General features: G+C 66.9%; 14 protein-coding genes. 1 reads left to right on the top strand and 13 read right to left on the bottom strand.

From position 1 onward, the window contains the following. Positions 1-55 precede the first annotated feature (55 nt). Genes ILT42_RS06565 through ILT42_RS06555 form a run of 3 tightly spaced genes read right to left on the bottom strand, consistent with a single transcriptional unit; the run spans position 56 to position 3,449 of the window. Complete coding sequence (locus tag ILT42_RS06565) at positions 56-1,321, bottom strand: ABC transporter substrate-binding protein (RefSeq protein WP_204214633.1); 1,266 nt, start codon at positions 1,319-1,321, stop codon at positions 56-58. 29 nt (positions 1,322-1,350) lie between these two features. After that, the gene (locus tag ILT42_RS06560; RefSeq protein WP_204214632.1) at positions 1,351-2,526 is read right to left on the bottom strand and encodes a mandelate racemase/muconate lactonizing enzyme family protein; all 1,176 of its coding nucleotides are present in this window, start codon (positions 2,524-2,526) and stop codon (positions 1,351-1,353) included. Beyond that, positions 2,523-3,449, bottom strand: a complete 927-nt coding sequence (locus tag ILT42_RS06555; RefSeq protein ID WP_204214631.1) for a dihydrodipicolinate synthase family protein — start codon at positions 3,447-3,449, stop codon at positions 2,523-2,525. Before ILT42_RS06555 ends, ILT42_RS06560 begins: the two co-directional genes overlap by 4 nt. A gap of 115 nt (positions 3,450-3,564) precedes the next feature. Between ILT42_RS06555 and ILT42_RS06550 the strand changes: the two genes are divergently transcribed. Beyond that, positions 3,565-4,503: a 2-dehydro-3-deoxygalactonokinase gene (locus ILT42_RS06550; RefSeq protein WP_204214630.1), complete on the top strand. Its 939-nt coding sequence runs from the start codon at positions 3,565-3,567 to the stop codon at positions 4,501-4,503. Between the two features lie 21 nt (positions 4,504-4,524). Here the strand turns inward: ILT42_RS06550 and ILT42_RS06545 are convergent, their stop codons facing one another. The 10 genes from ILT42_RS06545 to ILT42_RS06500 all read right to left on the bottom strand — a co-directional run bounded on the left by ILT42_RS06545 (position 4,525) and on the right by ILT42_RS06500 (position 17,157). Continuing rightward, on the bottom strand, positions 4,525-5,772 hold the full coding sequence (locus tag ILT42_RS06545; protein ID WP_204214629.1) for an AGE family epimerase/isomerase: 1,248 nt from the start codon (positions 5,770-5,772) through the stop codon (positions 4,525-4,527). A 32-nt stretch (positions 5,773-5,804) separates the two neighbouring features. Then, the gene (locus tag ILT42_RS06540; RefSeq protein ID WP_204214628.1) at positions 5,805-6,179 is read right to left on the bottom strand and encodes a DUF805 domain-containing protein; all 375 of its coding nucleotides are present in this window, start codon (positions 6,177-6,179) and stop codon (positions 5,805-5,807) included. Positions 6,180-6,283: 104 nt separating this feature from the next. Beyond that, positions 6,284-7,738 carry a glycogen synthase GlgA gene (gene glgA, locus ILT42_RS06535; protein WP_204214627.1) on the bottom strand — a complete coding sequence of 485 codons (1,455 nt, stop codon included), beginning with the start codon at positions 7,736-7,738 and terminating at the stop codon, positions 6,284-6,286. Between the two features lie 14 nt (positions 7,739-7,752). Further along, positions 7,753-9,006: a glucose-1-phosphate adenylyltransferase gene (gene glgC, locus ILT42_RS06530; RefSeq protein WP_229428506.1), complete on the bottom strand. Its 1,254-nt coding sequence runs from the start codon at positions 9,004-9,006 to the stop codon at positions 7,753-7,755. 259 nt (positions 9,007-9,265) lie between these two features. Beyond that, positions 9,266-9,544 (bottom strand): hypothetical protein, encoded by a 279-nt coding sequence (locus ILT42_RS06525; protein ID WP_204214625.1) that lies wholly within the window; start codon positions 9,542-9,544, stop codon positions 9,266-9,268. 47 nt (positions 9,545-9,591) lie between these two features. Next, positions 9,592-9,747 (bottom strand): DUF1127 domain-containing protein, encoded by a 156-nt coding sequence (locus tag ILT42_RS06520; protein ID WP_204214624.1) that lies wholly within the window; start codon positions 9,745-9,747, stop codon positions 9,592-9,594. A 155-nt stretch (positions 9,748-9,902) separates the two neighbouring features. After that, positions 9,903-12,119, bottom strand: a complete 2,217-nt coding sequence (locus tag ILT42_RS06515; RefSeq protein WP_204214623.1) for a CHASE2 domain-containing protein — start codon at positions 12,117-12,119, stop codon at positions 9,903-9,905. Between the two features lie 43 nt (positions 12,120-12,162). Beyond that, positions 12,163-14,868, bottom strand: coding sequence for an Ig-like domain-containing protein (locus ILT42_RS06510; protein WP_204214622.1), 2,706 nt, complete (start codon positions 14,866-14,868; stop codon positions 12,163-12,165). Between the two features lie 165 nt (positions 14,869-15,033). Beyond that, a complete protein-coding gene (locus tag ILT42_RS06505; RefSeq protein WP_204214621.1) occupies positions 15,034-16,239 on the bottom strand; it encodes a mandelate racemase/muconate lactonizing enzyme family protein in 1,206 nt (401 codons plus the stop codon). A 3-nt stretch (positions 16,240-16,242) separates the two neighbouring features. Beyond that, positions 16,243-17,157 (bottom strand): dihydrodipicolinate synthase family protein, encoded by a 915-nt coding sequence (locus tag ILT42_RS06500; RefSeq protein WP_204214620.1) that lies wholly within the window; start codon positions 17,155-17,157, stop codon positions 16,243-16,245. Between the last annotated feature and the right edge of the window lies 1 nt (position 17,158).

Here is a 17,158-nt window from a genome sequence, read left to right as displayed (position 1 = left end):
GCACGGGACAAGGGGGCCGGCCGCGGGAGAGCGGCCGGCCTCGGGCGTGCGGGCGCTATTGCTGCTGCAGGGCCTCGGCCTTCTGCTGCATGGTGGCGGCAACGGCCTTGGGCTCCAGGTCCTGGATGATCATGCGCTGTGCCTCCTCCATGATCATCTTGGAGAACTCGTTGAACTGGATCTCGAGTCCCTTGGGGATGCGGTCCACCTTGGCGTTGGATGCGGCTTTCGTCGCCTCCACGAGCAGATCGAAGTTGGGGTTCTCCTTCTTGGCCGCCGTGATGTCCGCGCGAGGGCTCGGCGGCGGGGAGGCGCCCAGGGTGGCGTAAGTGGTCTGGAACGGGTCCGAGGTCGCGATCTTGATGAAGTCCCAGACGAGCTTCTTGTTGTCGTTCGAGATATCGGCCGGGATCGCGAGCACGTTCGAGGATCCGCCCACAGGCGGGTTGAACGGCACCATGGCGGTCTTGATCTGGTCCTTGGCCTTGCCCTTCTGGATGATGGGCCACAGCCACGGGCCGTCGAACTTCATGGCGATCCTGCCGTCCGCGAAGAGCTGGCGCACCTCGCCGGCCGACATGTCGCGGGGGGTGAGGCTGTCCTTCACGACGGTCTTCCAGCGCGTCAGGCCCTCGATCATCTGCGGCGTGTTGATCGTCACCTTGCCGTTCTCGTCCGTCCAGCGGCCTCCGGCGTCGAGGGTGTAGTTCATCATCTCGCTGAGATACTGGCCGCCGCCGCCCCGCGTCTCGTGGCCCGTGCCGAACTGGTCCACGATGCCGTCGCCGTTGAGGTCCTTGGTGGTCTTGCGCGCCGCCGCCAGAAACTCGGCGTAGGTTTTGGGGACCGATAATCCCTCCTTCTTCAGGATGTCGTCGTTATAGGCCATGAAGTACCCGAAATAGAGCATCATGGTGCAGACGGTCTCGCCCTTCCAGACGCAGGTATCCTGGCCCGCCCAGCCCTTCAGGTCGAGCTTGGAATCCTTGATGTAGGGATCGAGCGGTTGGAGCCATCCGGTATCGGCGAATTTCTGGAACTCGAAGGATGCCAGATGCACGATGTCCGGCGGCGTGCCGCCGGCGAACAGGGTCGTCATGGTGTCCGCATAGGCGCCACGCTCGACCTTGGTCCATTCGATCTTCACGCCGGGATGCGATTCCTCGAACGCCTTGATCACGGACGCCCACCAGTCGCCGACGCCGCGCTCGTCCTTCTGCCAGGACACGAACTTGAGAACCTTGGTTTGAGCGAGCGCCGCGTTGGTGCCAAGCGCCATCGCGGCGGCAGCGGCCAGCAGGGCCAGTTTCCGTCTCATCATTGCTTTTCCTCCTGTTGGGTTCTTGCGTTTTAGGCTTCGTGTTTTTGGAGAAGGCTCAGGGCCTCCTCGGATGGCTCGACGCCGAGACCGGGACCGGTGGGCAGCGTGTAGAAGCCCTCCCGGCAATCCATGTCACCGGCGAGCAGGCGGCGGTTCGGCTCGAAGATCGAATGCTGGTACTCGTGGCAGGTCACGGCCTGCAGGGCCGAGCTGGCGTGCAGGCTCGCCGCCATGAAGATGCCGATGCCGATGGTGGCGTGCGGGATCATCTCCAGATGGTGCGCTTGGGCGTAGTGTCCCATGCGCATGAACTCGGTGACGCCCTTATGTCCCATCTCGGGCTGCACGATCCCGCAGGCCCGCTTGGCCACACGCGGCACCATATCGTAGACGGTGCGCCATTCCTCGCCCGCCGCAATCGCCGTCGAGACGTTGCGGGCCACCCAGGCAAGCCCCTCCGCGTCCTCCGTGTGAACGGGCGCCTCCGCGAACCACAATCCATGCGGCTCCATGGCGCGGATCAGGGAGACGGCCTGCTCGGCGGTCTGGGCCCAGTGCATGTCACAGGCGATTCGGGCCTCCGGTCCTAGCGCCTCGCGCAAGGTTCGCATCTCGGCCACGACGCCGTCATCGGCGACGGGAGAGGCGAATTTGAAGCTGTTGAAACCCTTGTCCTGCCAACTCTTTGCAAAGGTGGCGCGCTCGTCACGGGTGCGCTTCGGCAAGCCGGAGATATAGGCGGGCAACCGCTCATGCCGCTGGCCACCCAGGAGCTTGACGAGGGGCACGCCGGCCAGGCGCCCGCAGATATCCCAGAGCGCGATGTCGATGGCCGCGAGCGCGTCGAGATAGAAGCCGCCCGTATAGCCCCGCACGCGCATGAAATCGTAGAAATCCTCATGAATCACCGCCACGTCGCGCGGGTCGCGGCCGATGAGGTAGGGGCCAAGCAGATCGTTGACGATCGACACCACGGCGCCGGGCGTCACGATGCCGTAGGTTTCGCCCCAGCCGACCACGCCGCTTGTCGTCTCCACGCGCACCACGACGGTGCGGTCGCTGGTCGGGTAGACGGTGCGGTTGCCGCGCCGGACGATATAGCCGCGCTCGTTGACGCTCTCGCCGGGGCGGGCCTCGCCGAGATAAATCGTCTCGCGCGGGATCGTGATCGTGTAGACGTCGATGCGCGCGACCCGCTCGCTCATGCGGCGGCTCCCGCAAGGCGTTGGAGCGGCGCGACCGTGAGAAGGTCCGATACGCTGTCGAGCCAGGCGTCGATCTCACGCAGGTCATGCCGGTCGAGAGCAGGTCCCTTCGCGCGGGTCCTGTGATTGTCCAGGATGCCCCGGCGCGTCAGCACGTATTTGGTGAAGGCCATGCGGAAGTTCGCCTGGATCACCAGAAGCGGCAATGTGCGGCGGTAGAGGTCACGGGCGCGGTCCACGTCGCCGGACCGGTAGGCGCGATCGAGCGCCACATGGATGTCGGCGATTTCCACGGCCGGCATGGCCCCGCAGGCGCCGCGAGCGTATTCGTCGAGGATGTAGCGGGCGCCGCCGCCGCCGATGACGCCTGTCAGGTGCGAGGCGCGGTTCGCCAGGATCGACGTGATGGCGGGCCCCGCAGGAAGCGTCTCTTCCTTGACATAGGCGATGGCGGGATTTCCGCTGACGATCTCCACGATCACGTCGGGCTTGAGGTCGGACCCGCGTGGGGCGGGAGCGTTCTGGAGTACGATCCTGATCTCGGGCACCGCGTCCGCGATGGTCTTGTAGAAGGCCGCGACGGCGGCGGCGTCGATACCGACCGATTTCGGGGCCTGGATCATCAGGGTCGAGACGCCGTGGCCGAGCGCCTCGCGGGCATGCCCGATGACAGCCTCGGCGCTGGGTGCACTGGCACCTGCGACGACCGGCACCCGGCCTGCCACGCGCTTCACGACAAGGCTCAGCAGAGCCCCGCGCTCCGCCGCCGACAGCTCATCCACCTCGCTGGCAAAGCCCGGGAACACGACGCCGTCGGCGCCGGATGCCACTGCGAAATCCACGATGCGGGCCATGGCGGCCTCGTCCGGAACGCCCGTGGCGGCAAAAGGGGTTGGCAGGACGGGCAGGATACCCTTTAGCATCGCGTTTCCTCATTCGGTCCAATATATGGATCATCTGTTTTTCATCATGGACCTTACGAAAGGCGAGCTTTAAGGTCAAGCGAACCGAAAGCTGAAACCCGGAGGATCGCCCACCATGAATGCCTACCCCACGCTCCGCATCGTCCTCGACTGGGGCACGACATCCTTCAGGGCTCTGCTCGTGGAGGCCGACGGCCGGGTGGCCGACAGGATCGAATCCCAGGACGGCATTCAGTCGGTGCCCAAGGATGGCTTCGCGACGGTGCTGCAGCGGGCAATCGCACCCTGGCGCGAACGGTACGGCGTGCTGCCGGTCTACGCGGCCGGCATGATCGGCAGCCGCAATGGCTGGGTCGAGATGCCTTACGTGGCAACACCTGCCGATGCCGGATCGCTTGCCGCGCAGGTGCGCCGCATGAGCTTGCCGGATGGCGGGTCCATCACGTTCGTGCCGGGCCTCACCGACCCGAGCGCATATCCGTTCCCGGACGTGATGCGCGGCGAGGAGACGCAACTCGTGGGGTTCGGATTATCCGAAGACCGGACGGTGGTGCTGCCGGGCACCCATGCCAAGTGGGCCCGCATCGAGGGTGGCACGATCCAGCGCTTTCAAACCTTCGTGACCGGCGAAATCTTCGGCACCCTTGCCCGGCACTCGTTCCTGGCCAAGGTCGCGAGGCAACCGGAAACGCCCGACTGGCAGGCTTTCGCACGCGGAATCGCGGTCGTGCGAGACGACCCCCGTCCGGCGTCCCTTCTCGGCCATCTGTTCGCCGTCCGCACTGGATGGCTTGCGGGCCGGGTCGACCCGGCCGAGATGACCGACATGCTGTCGGGAATTGTGGTGGCGTCGGAGTTCGAGGATGCGAGAACCCTCGGGTGGTTCTCGGAGGGCGACACGGTGGCGGTCGTGGGCGACGACGATCTCGTGGAGGTCTATCGCCGGACCGGCGAGGCTTTCGGCCTGCAGATCATCATGGGTGACGAGGACTGCGCCGTGCGCGGCTGCCTGGCGATCGCCGCCATGGCCGAGGAGACGAGAGGCGCGGCCTGAAGGACGCCGCCGTCGACGGCCTCACGCCTCCGCGGCCGCGATCACGCGCGTGAGGCTGCCGGTCTTGGGGAAAAGCGGGATCAGGCAGGCTTGCAGCGCGTGATAGAGGTCGGGCTTTCCCGTGAAGAGCGCGCTGCCGATCCTCAGGTCTTCGGTGAGTTCGGGGTGCCAGCCGCCGTGGTCGCGGTCGATGAAATGGGCGGCCGCCGTGTGCCAGAACCGGCGGTACCAGCTTTCATAAAACGCGTTGGGCCGATGCTCGCACAGGAAGGCCGCCGCCCCGATGCCCTCGGCCAGCGGCCACCAGAGCTTGTGGCGCAGCGACGGCGTGTCGTCCCAGTCCAGGGTGTAGAAAAATCCCCCATGAACCCGGTCCCAGCCGAGGTCGACGGATCGACGGAACAGGGTCTCGGCCATGTCCGGCATCCAGGGGTGACGCTTTCCGCCGAGCGCCCAGAGCTGCAGGAGAAGCCGCGACCATTCGAGCCAGTGGCCCGGCGTCAGGCCGTAGGGGCGAAACACCTCGAAGCCGCGATAGGCGCGATCCAAGGTCCAGTCCGCCGTGAAATGCTCCGCCACGCGCCCGTCAAGGGCGGCCGCATGGCGACCGATGACGAGGCTCGCGATCCTCTCGGCCCTCTCGAGATAGAGTCGCTCGCCGGTGGCCTCGAAGGCTGCCATCAGGGCCTCCGTGAGGTGCATGTTCGAGTTCTGGCCGCGATAGGCGCTCAAGGGCGACCAGTCCCGCGCGAACTCTTCGGCGACGGCACCGTGCCGCTCTTCCCAGAAGCGATCCTCCAACACCTGCGTGACATCGGCCAGCAGAGGTTCGGCCAGGGGGTGTCCAACCACCTTCGCGCTGGAGGCGGCCAGCAGCACGAAGGCATGGCCGTAGGCCTGCTTGGTGTCGTCCTTCGGGCCGGCGTCGTCCAGGGACCACACATAGCCGCCATGCTGCCCGTCACGGTGGCTCTCCCACAGATACCGCATCCCGTGGTCCACAATGTCCTCGCAGCCCGGCTGGCCGAGGAGATGACCGATGGAAAAGCAGTGGACCATGCGGCTGGTGTTGTGAATCTGTCGCACGGGTTCGCCGGATGCGACCGGCCCGGCCCGGTCGAAGGTTACGAAGCCGCCGTCGGGATGCGTCAAGTCGTATTGAAAGAAACCGAACAGCGCGTCGGCCTGCTCCAGGAGCCATTGCCTGTGGTATGGGCGCCGCTGCCAGCCCATGCCGCTCGGAGGAAGGATCGGCTGATGGTCGGGCATCGACGTTGGTCCTCCACGATGGTCGGAAGTGCTTATACGCGCTGGGGCGGCACGGGCGGAAGACCGAAACGGTTCGGGCCGGGTGTGCCGCCCTGGCAGTGGAAGACCAGCAGGACGATGTTGCCCAGGGGGATGGCGGCGAGAAGAACCCACCAGCCCGTGCGGTCGATGTCGTGTAGCCGACGGACGGAGACGGCGAGGCCCGGGATGATATGGGCCGCCCCCCAGATGCCGCTGAAAAGGCCGATCCGGGTCTGGGCGTCGAGTGTCCCGAGGGCCGCGTCGATGGCGACCAGAACGAGCGTCGCCAAAAAGACCGTCAGCACGAAGTACCAGTATTCCGGGCGTGCGGCGCGCCCTGAGAACGTCGCGTACTGGCGCATCGCCTTCACGTAGGAGTGGATCATGGGTCCTCGCAGGAGCTATCAGTGGCTGCGGGGGCACTCAAGCAAACCTGCCCGGGGGCGTCCACGATTCCCGAAGGCTTCCGAAGCATAACCTTACGGCAGGGTTAAGAAGCGTCGATTGCGCGGATGCCGAGAGCGGATCGGTAGACGGCATCGTATTGCGCGGCCGAGCGCTCCCATCCGACCGGATGCCGGAGCGCATTCTGGACCATGCGGTTCCAGATGGGCTTGTCCGCGAAGAGCGCGGCGGCCCGCCGCAGACCGTCGCGCACGCCGCCGGCATCGATGGGCGAGAACACGATCCCCGTGGCGACGCCGGCTTCCAGGGCTGCCTGATTGGCATCGATGATGGAATCCGCAAGGCCGCCCGTTCGCGCCACGACGGGAATCGTGCCGTAGCGCAATCCGTAGAATTGGGTCAGGCCACAGGGCTCGAAGCGGGACGGCACCAGAATGGCATCGGCGCCCGCGATAAGAACGTGCGACAGGGGTTCGTCATAGCCGATCCGGACGCCCACCCGCCCCGGGAACTGCACCGCGGCCGTCGAGAAAGCCGCTTCAAGGCTTGGATCGCCCGTTCCCAGCAGGGCGACCTGTCCGCCATCGGCCATCAGGTCGGGCAGCGCGCCGAGCAGGAGGTCCAGGCCTTTCTGGTCCGTCAGCCGGCTGACCACGCAGGTAAGGAACGCCTCGGGATCGGGGTCGAGCCCCATGGCGCGCTGAAGGTCGCCGCGGTTCCGTCTCTTCCCGTCGAGGGAGGACGGTGCATAGGAATGGGCGATCAGGGGATCGGTGCCCGGGTTCCAGATGGTCTCGTCCACACCGTTGAGGATGCCGCTTAGATCGCCGCTCCGGTAGCGCAGCAATCCGTCGAACCCCATGCCGAAACCGGGCGTCTGCAGCTCCAGCGCATAGGTGGGGCTTACGGTCGTCAGCCTGTCGGAGAGGGTCAGCCCGGCCTTCAGGAACGAGACCTGCCCGTAATACTCGTATCCATCCGCCGTGAAGGCCTCGGGCGGCAACGCCAGCGCCGGAGCGACCGAAGCCGGGAAGATCCCCGGGAAGGCAATGTTGTGGATCGTGAAGACGGTCGGGAGGCGAGCCGGGTCTGCCAGGTACAAGGGCGTCAGCCCCGCCTGCCAGTCGTGCCCATGCACCAGATCGACGGCCCAGCCATCAGGTTGCAGCTCGGCATAGCGGGCGCCCGCGAAGCACAAGGCCGCGAAGCGCAGGTGGTTGTCCGGCCAGTCCCTCCCGTTGGGCCCGAGATAAGGGTTGCCGGGCCTGTCGTAGAGATGCGGGGCGTCCAGCGCCAAAACCTCAAGGCCGCTCGGGGTTCGGCCCAACAGGATCCGCGCCTCGCCGCCGAACAGGTCGCTGAAGGCATGAACGGCCACGGCCTCCCGGAGCGCATCGCTCACGGCGGGGTAGCAAGGCACGAGAACCCGCGCGTTCCAGCCGTGTCGCGCGAGCGCGAAGGGCAGGGCGCCCACCACGTCGGCGAGACCCCCGGTCTTGATCAGGGGAACGCATTCCGACGCGATCATGAGGACGTTCATCGGCGCATCCCGGATCAGTCCTGAAGCCGGTCGATCATCGGCTGCGTGATGAGGCAGATCCCGTTGGCGGTCCGGCGAAAGCGACGGGCATCCTCCTCCGGATCCTCCCCCACCACGAGCCCTTCCGGGATGACCACGCCGCGGTCGATGACGACCCGGCTCAACTGGGCCTTGCGGTGGATGGTGACGTAAGGCAGCGCGACGGTGTGCGTGAGGCGGCTGTAGGAATGCGCCCGCACGCCCGTGAAGAGCAGCGACTTGTCGATGCCCGCCCCGGAGATGATGCAGCCGCCCGACACGAGGGAACTCGTGGCCATGCCGCGCCGCCCCTCCTCGTCGTGGATGAACTTGGCAGGCGGCGTGATCTCGCCATAGGTCCAGATCGGCCAGTCCTTGTCGTACAGGTCGAGGGCGGGCACGAAATCCGTCAGGTCGATATTGGCCTCCCAGAACGCGTCCACGGTGCCGACGTCGCGCCAGTAGGGTTCGGGCTCGGCACCCGACCGGACGCAGCTGTCGGAGAACTTGTGGGCGACCGCCTTCCCGTCCCGCACCAGCGCCGGGATGATGTCTTTGCCGAAATCATGGTTCGAGTGGGGATCGTCCGCGTCCTGGCGCAGGAGCTCGAGCAGCACCTTGGTGTGGAAGACGTAGATGCCCATGCTGGCCAGGGCCAGGTCGGGCTGGCCCGGCATGGCGGGGGGATCGGCGGGCTTCTCGACGAAATCGATGATCCGGCTCGTGGTGTCGATCTCCATCACGCCGAAGGCGGTGGCCTCCATGCGCGGAACCTCGATGCAGCCGACCGTCACGTCCGCGCCCGATTCCACATGCTGGGCGAGCATCAGGCCGTAATCCATCTTGTAGACGTGGTCGCCCGCCAGGATGACGATATATTCGGGATCGTAGCTTTCGATGATGTCGATGTTCTGCGTCACGGCATCGGCCGTGCCCAGATACCACTTGTCCTCTGCGACGCGCTGGGAGGCGGGTAGGATATCGAAGGCCTCGTTGCGCTCGGGCCGCAGGAAGTTCCAGCCCCGCTGCAGGTGACGGATCAGGCTGTGGGCCTTGTACTGCGTGGCGACGCAGATGCGCCGGATCCCGGAATTGATCGCGTTCGAGAGCGCGAAATCGATGATGCGGGCCTTGCCGCCGAAGTAGACCGCGGGCTTGGCCCGCCGGTCGGTCAATTCCATGAGGCGGCTGCCGCGGCCCCCTGCCAAAACGAACGCCATGGCCTGTCGTGTCAGGACCCCGGCGATCATCTCGTCACGCGTCAGCAGCTTGTCCATCGTTCCCTCCCTGAGCCGGGGGTAACGACGCAATCACGCCGACGGATCCATGCGAAAAGGAAGCAATTCTTCGCGTTCCTCGCCGGATCCGTCGCGCGTGACCGTGTATCGTTCGATCAAGGCGCGCCCCGCGGCGGACGCAGCCAATGTGACGCTTCCTTGCGCTTTGTCGAGAGCCAGAAAGGATAGGATCGAATGGACGCAGCCGATTGCCGGGCGACGGGCCCGGCAATCAGCGAATGAGGACCCGCGGACGCCGGCGTTCCACGATCACGGTCTGCGGAACCGCTCGCGCCGGCGCATGGGACCGGAGGACGGGCCTCGCCGGGGCCTCTGCGGCGATCACGGCAGGGCGCACGTCGGCCTGGAGCATTCCCATGAGGGCAGCGGCGATCTCGGTCTGGGCGTCCAGGTCGTCCGCCAGGCCCTGAGCGGCCACGATGGCCTCGGCCAGGGTCGGAGGCTCATACCGGGTTCTGATCCGCTCGGCCGACCGGGTCCTGTTCTGCATCGGAGCAACCTCTTGATGGTGCGACATGGGCTGAGGCTCGAGCGCCGTCACGCCGCGCTGTGGTGGCGGGCCACGCTGGCGATCTCGTAGCGCGAGATGCCCAAGTCGTTGAGTTCGCGGTCGGAAAGCTGGGACAGTTCCCGGACGGTCTCGCGGTAGAGGATGTAGGCGCGGACCTTGGACAGGAGATAGGTGACGAACATCGAGATAAACCCCTTGAGAGAACCGCTCTCAGGTGCCGGAGCGGTTGTTTTTCGTTGCCTCGATATAGGCAGCTCCAGCCCCGGGGAGGAGCCGTTATATTGGAAGGCACTTATGCTTTAGTCGCATAGCCCGGCTAAGAATGCGGGCCCGACCCTCATTTCGTCTCGAAGATGGAGATGCCGGCCCATTGTTCGGTCGGCGGGTTGTCCGAAAGGTGGCGGATGCGCCCTACATACATCGTGTAAAACTCGTCGAGCCCATAGGCGCGTCCGGCCTCGCGGCAGCGGATGATCGCCTCCAGGGCGTCCGCCCAGGCCCGGCGGCGGTAGGCCGCGAGCATCTGCCCGTTCAGGACGGCCAGTTCCCGGAAGGACGGCCGGCCGGCCATCTCCGCGCGGCCCAGAACCGTGAAGATCCGCTCCGGCTCGGTTTTGCCCTTGACCCGGAGCCGGTCGATTTCCAGCACCGCGAATTGCCCGGCGACGGCGAGCGCCGTCCGCTCGCCGATCATGATCGGGATGCCGTAATGCTTGCACAGGCTTTCCAGGCGCGAGGACAGGTTCACCGTATCGCCCATGACCGAGTAGTTGAAGTGAAGGTCCGATCCGAAATTGCCCACCACGCAGGGGCCCGTATTCAGGCCGATGCCCATTTTCAGGGGCGTGATCGGGTGATCCGGCGTGCTCTCGCGCATCCGCCGCTCGTTGAGCGCGGTCAGGCTCTCGAGCATCCGGAGCGCCGCGTCGCAGGCATTGGTCTCGTGCTCGGCGTCGCGAAGCGGCGCGTTCCAGAACGCCATGATGGCGTCGCCCATGTATTTGTCGATGGTGCCCCGGCGTTCGATGATGTCGTTGGTCAGCGGGGTGAAGAGCTGGTTGATGAGACTGGTGAGGCCCTGCGGGTCGTGTTTGTAGGACTCGGCGATCGCCGTGAAGCCCCGGACGTCTGAGAACAGGACCGTCAGGTCGCGCTCCTCGCCGCCGAGCGCCAATTTCTCGGGGGATTGGGCAAGCTGCTCGACGAGGGCGGGCGAGATGTACTGGCTGAACGCCGACCGGACCCGCTGCCGCTCGGCAGAGACGGTCACCAGGTTGGTGCAGACCAGGGTGGAATAAATCAGCAGGCTGGCGAAGAGCGGGAAGGTGAAATCGATCAGCAGGGCCTGGTACGCGAAGGCATACCAGGAGATCCCGATGGTGAGCGCCGCCACCATGCCGCCGAGAACGAAAAGCGTTCCGGCATCGACCCGCGGCGCCAGGACGATCAGCACGAGGCCCAAGGTCGCCGCGAGGCAGAACTCGATCAGCGCCGTGTAGTTGGGGCGGTAGAGGGTGGTGTGCGCCAGCGCGCTCTCGATGAGCTGCGCGTGGAGCTCGACGCCGGGTGTGGCCGGATGGATCGGCGTGATTTTCAGGTCCAGCAGGCCCGCCGCCGAGGTCCCGATCAGCACAGCCTTGCCGTCAATCCTCTCCCTGGGCACCGAACCGCGCAGGAGGTCGAGCGCGGAGACGTAAGGCACGGACCCCGCCGAGGCGAAGTGCAGCCAGATCCGGCCCTTGCCGTCGGTCGGGATCTCCAGGCCCTCGACGCCGACGCTCTGGATGCCGCCGGCTCCGGTCTTGAGGACGATGGCGTCCGAGCCCGTCATCAGGCGCAGCATGTCGAGGGACAGGGAGGGGACGATCGCTCCGTCCGCGAGGGCGACGAGCGGGATGCGCCGGATCGTGCCGTCCCCCTCGGGAATGATGGAGAAGATCCCCCGGCCTTGCGCGGCGCTCTCCAGAACCGGCAGGTTTCGCAGCAGGTGCGGAAACCGCACCAGGTAAGGGCGGGGGTCCTCACCCACGAGGGCAAGGCCGTCCGGGGACACCGAGCCCTCGTTCGAACCGGCCGACGAGACCCGGTAGCCGGATTGTCCGAGGACGACCTTCGCGTCCCGGATGGCGTCGGCGAAGAGGGCATCGTGGCCCGTCAGGCGGCGAAGCTTGTCGCGGGTTTCGCTGTCGAGGCCCCGGAAGCTGCCGGCGGCGACCTCCGGCGACGACCGGTCCGGCTCGGGAAAGAGAACGTCGAACCCGATCACGGCGGCGCCCGCGTCCCGCAGGCGCAGGACCAGGTCGGCCACGAGGGAGCGGGGCCAGGGCCATTGGCCGAGTTCCCCTAGGCTCCTCTCGTCGATGTCCACGATCACCACGGGATCGCCGGCCACGTCCCGGGGGTGGATGAGTTGATAGACATCGAAGGCCTTGTGGCGGAGAGCTTCCACGGGCGCGGGGTCCCAGGCCCGCAGGCCGATGAGCGCGGCGAGCAGGATCAGGCTGAGGATGCGCCCGAGCCCGAACCGGTGGAGCCTTGCCGGAGCGCCGCTCAAGGCTCCCGCTCCGAAGGCCCCTGCTCCTGGCCGGTCCCGGCCCTCACAGGATCAGATCCGTGGAGCGGGGGAGCCTGCCGGCGATATCGAGCTGCGCCGAGAAAACCTGTCCGCCCGTGAGGGTCACGTTGGCCAGCACCGTGTTGTGCTCACCGACGAAGCGGTCGAGATCCGCCAACGGCACGCTCAGCCTCCAGTCGCCCGCGCGGCCGACGAGATCCTCGGGGCCGACATCGCGCAGTTGCGCGCCGTTCACGAACAGGTCCAGGTCGAGCACCGACCCCTGGGACACCGGCCTGCCCAGGAGCGAGAGATCGAGCTGGTCGAAGGCGTTCAGGATCTGGGCCGAGCCCGTGTTGTCGATCAGGTTCAGGCCCGCCAGGCTGGCGTCGTCGCCGATGCCGACGGCGGAGATCCGGGCTCCGTGAGCGGTTTCCAGGGCTTGCTTCTCGTCCCGGACGTCGCCCGTCCCGTTTCCGTCCGACAGGAAATAAACGATGTTCGTTTCCCCGCCCTGATCGAGCTCCTGGAGCTTGTCCAGGGTCGCCTGCAGGGCCCGCTCGTAGCTGGTCGCGCCTCCGGTGCTCAAGCCCGTGAGGAACCGCGCGAGCGCCCCGTCGCCGGCCTCGCCCAGCCCGAAGGTTTTCGCCCCCGTGTTGGCGCCGGTCTGGTGCGGGCCTTGCGGCTCGGCCGGGTTGGCCGCGCCGTTGAACGGAATGACGGTGACGGTCACGGTCCCGTCGGCGAAGCCCAGGCCGCGGATGCGGTCCGTGAGATGGATCAGGCTCGCGATCTCGGCGTCGAGGATCGTGTTCGCCCGCCCGTCCCCGTTCACGTCGCCGACCGCCGCTCCCGAGAAGCGCTCCGCCGTGCTGCCGGAGATGTCGATGGCGTACAGGACGTTGATCGTGGGCTGGACGACGTCTCCAAGCGTCAGGCTGAGATCCAGGTTGGCCTCCTCCGTCGTGGTCTGCGACGGGGCCCGGATCGTCAGGGTGACGGGTTGGTGGTTGACGCCGAGCCGCCCCTCCGCCTGCGCCAGGGCGGGCCGGGCCACGAAGGTGCCGTGCCCGTCCACCTGAAGGGTCGCGACGGCGGTGTCGAAGCCCCCGTGCCCATCGGAAATCGTGTAAGTGAACCGGACCGTCGCGGTCTGCCCCTCGCTCAGGGCGCGAAAGTCCCGGCCGGGATCGAAGACGAGATCGCCCGAGGGCGACAGGAGGACCCGCCCCTCGATGGGCTGGGACCACGAGACGACCCGAAGGGCGTCGCCATCGATGTCGGAATCGTTGGCGCCCAGCGCCAGAACCGTTCTGCCGGTCTCGCCCAGATGGGCGGCCCGATCCGGCCGGGCCTGGGGAGCGTCGTTCCGACCCGTCACGGTCCAGGCGATGGATGCGGGCGTTCCGGAGTTTTCGTCGCGAAACGCGTAGCGGACCTCGACCGACAGGGTCTCGCCCGCCGCGAGCCCCTGATAGGCAGGATCGGACGGATCGAGGGTGAAGGAGCGGGCGGCGGCGTCGTAGGTCACGCCGGCCGGCAGCCGGTCCGGCAGGTCGATCGGCCAGCCGAAGGGGCGCGCCTCCTGCCGGCTTTCGACCTGCGTCATGGGGCCGTCCTCGAACACCGCGCCCGTGAAGGCGATGGGGGGCGCGCGCTCCGGCAGGCGGATATCCAGCTTCTGCAGGGTCGGCGCCTGAAACAGCAGGACCGGGACGGTGTCGCTGCGTCCCTCGATGGGCGAGACGGTGTCGGAGGCCGGAATGACCGGGATGCCCTCGACGTCGCTGCTGCCGCGCCTCTGCCCGGACGACGAAAACTGGAAGAGGTCGCGAAAGAAGCCGTTCTCCGACCGCACGGCGTCGGACGACTTGGCGATTTCACTGACCCGCACCTCGGTAGGCGACAGGGGAGTGACCACGGTGGCCCGGGACGGGTCCGAGACCGACGCGATCAGGCGGGACGGACTGTACTTGTAGTAAAGCTGAAACGACCCGACCTTGCCGTCGGGCTCGGTCAGGAGCGAGAAGGTCGTCACGCCGCTCACGGCCGATATTTCCGTCTGCACCGCCGTGCCCCGGATCGCCATCGTGGCGACGGGCGTGTCGACATGGAAGTCGCCCGTCTTGGCGACCCGGCCCGCCACGAAGCCGATCACGCCTTGCACGAGGGTGAAGAGCGCGGAGTTCCCGGCCGCGCTGGCGCTGTAGATCATCTCGTTGAGCACGATACGCGCGTTCGACGAAAGGCCGAAGACCGTGCCGTCGTTGAACTTGATGACCAGCGAGGCATTGGATGCCGTCTGCACCACGTCCCCTTGCGAGACGTTGTCACCGGCCTGCAGCTCGACCAGGACGCCGTTTCTCATCACGGTCGCGGAGCCGCTGACCTTCTGGACCTGGCCGATGGGCCTGCGCCCCGTGGGCAGGTCGGCCGCTTGAGCCTGGGCGTATTCCTCGCGCTCGTGCGCTTCGGCCAGCGCTTCGACCGCCGCGCCCGACAGGCCCGCGCCGTCCGCCGTGACGAGGGCGGCGCGCTGATGGCCTTTGAAGTAATCGACAACGATCGCGGTGCGTTGATCCTGCCCGAATAGGAGGAGATCGTCGCCATGCCTTTCGAATTCGGCCAGGAAAAGAAGGTCCTTATCCGGGATGACGACGAAGTCGGGAGTATTGGCGTTGCCGTTCGCCCCACTCGTGACATGGAGTTCAAAATCGAAGACGCTCTTGTCGTCCTCCAACTGATACACAGCCAGAACTCCCGCAAGGGCGGAAAGGATATCACTATTTAAAGAGACGATTCCATCGGTATATATTCATAGCAAACTCCTGTCATCGCTTCACATTTGTTGAGAATGAAGCTGGGCGCTCGGACCGATATCCGGTCAATTCTATCATGCCACGCCCGAATGCGGTCACAGGCCCGGATCGGACCATTCGGATGCGCGGGGCACTCCCGGAGCGCAATTGTAGACCGCATCGGCCCTGAAGGCGTAGCGCGCCTCGATGTCCCGGGTCAGACGCACGCCGAGACCAGGGGCGTCGGACAGGGTGAGGTGACCGTCCGCGATGCCGAGAGGCTCGGCCAGGAGATCGTCGCGCAAGGCGTAAGGCGGCATGGGCCATTCGGCCAGGGAGCCGCCGCCCGCGAAAGCCGCGTGATAGTTCGCCAGCATGCCCACGGCGCTGCCCCAGGCGTGCACGACCGCCTGACAGCCCCAGTGCCGGGCCGCCGCGAAGACCTCCAGGGTCGCCAGCATCCCGCCGATCACCGTGGCGTCGGGCTGGGCGAGGTCGTAGAGCCCGTCGGCGATCCGGCGGCAGAGCTCGCCCGGCGTCGTCACGGTCTCGCCGCCGGCGATTCGGGTGGGGATCTGCCCGCGCAGGAAACGGTACGAACCCGTGTCGGCGGGTCCGAGCGCTTCTTCCAAGAAGGCCAGGGGACGGGAGGTGCGCCCCGCGAGGTCCTGCAGGAACGCGATGATATCGCCCACGGTCTGGGCGGGCTCGGCGAGGTTCTGCGTCATGTCGATGGCGACACCGATCCCTGATTTGGCGGCCTCCTCCATCACCCAGGCGGCCTTGGCGGCCTCATGGCGCCGCGCGCGAATCTTGAAGAGGCCGATGCCCCGCTCGGTGAGAAGCCCGATCTCGGCCTGCATGGCAGCCTTGGTCAGGGAATCGCCGCCGCTGCCGTAAAGCGCGATGCGCTCGACCGTGCGTCCGCCAAGGAGGCGGTAGGCCGGAACGCCCCTCGATTTCGCCACCGCATCGATCAGCGCGATCTCCACCGCCGAAATGGCGTGGCGCGCCCCGCCTTGCAGGCTCCAGTATTCCGTCAGGCGCCGCATGTCGCGGACCCGCGCTCCAAGGTCGGAGGCGTCCTGACCGATCAGGGACGAAGCCAGAAGCTCGATGAGCGCGGTGAAAACCCCCGGGGCGAAGACCGCGATATAGCCTTCCCCCAGACCGGTCGTCCCATCCTCCAGCGTGACCTCGACGAGGCCGGTCGTGCGGTAGCCGCCCGGCAGGTGCAACTCCACCTCGAGATTGTCGGGCGCCCCATAGGGCGCGCTGAGAAGGACGGGCCGGATGGCCGCGATGGTTGTGGGTGCGGCCATGATCTACTCGAAGAGTTCGGGAACGGCGCGCCGTGCGAGCGGCGCCAGCCGGGAGGCCTGCGCCTCGTCGATCCAACGATAGGGTTTGCGCAGCCGTGTTCCGACCGGGGCCCAGCCGCCGATGGCGGCCAGGAGCTTGTCGAGGGCCGGGTTGGAATAGCCCGCGCGCTGGAACGGCACGATATGCTCGTCGAGAAAGCCGCGCAGGCGGGTCTCGATGGCAAGGCATCCGTCGAGGTCCGCCGCCATGCGGTCGGTCCAGCGCTGGGCGCCCACCGGGCTGAGGCAGGCCACGTTCGAGAACGCTCCGGCGGCCACGCCCTCGCGCATCCCGGTGGCCAGATGGTGTCCCGGCACGAAGATCGACAGGCCGCTGAGATGAGCGCGGGCCTGCTCGTACCAGGTGGCATCGCCGTCCACGATCTTGGCGGCCGGGATGCCGAAGCGCCGCATCAGGCGGCCGAGGGTTTCCGGGTCGAGGACCCGCTTGGCGTGCGGCGGATTGTAGAGCACCAGCGGGATGCCGCCTGCTGCCTTGACGGCGGTCTCCAGGAAGGACGCGGCTTCCTCGTCCTTCACGGGCACCCAGTCGGGCAGGATCACCTGGATGGCGGCGGGTTCGAGGGCGGCCGCGCGCCGGATCCGGGAGAAGGCCGTGACCGGATCCGTGTGGCACGCCCCGATGACGAACGGCGTGCCCGTGCGCCCGCAGCGGGAGGCCAGCATCTCCTGGATGCGGTCGAACTCGGCCTCGGTCTGATTGTGGAATTCGCCCGCCGTGCCGTTGGAATAGATGCCGTCGACGCCCGCAGTCGTGAGTACCGAAAGCTCCTCGTCCAAGCGCCCGAAATCGATGGAATCGTCGGCCTCGATGGGGAGCAGAAGCGTGGCCCAGTTCCCCCTCAACGCGGCCGCCACC

This window comes from Microvirga pudoricolor (genome assembly GCF_016892705.1).
In the GTDB taxonomy this organism is placed as follows: Bacteria; Pseudomonadota; Alphaproteobacteria; order Rhizobiales; family Beijerinckiaceae; genus Microvirga; species Microvirga pudoricolor.
The sequence above is the reverse complement of the archived record's forward strand: the minus strand, read 5'-3'. Positions and strand labels throughout refer to the sequence as shown.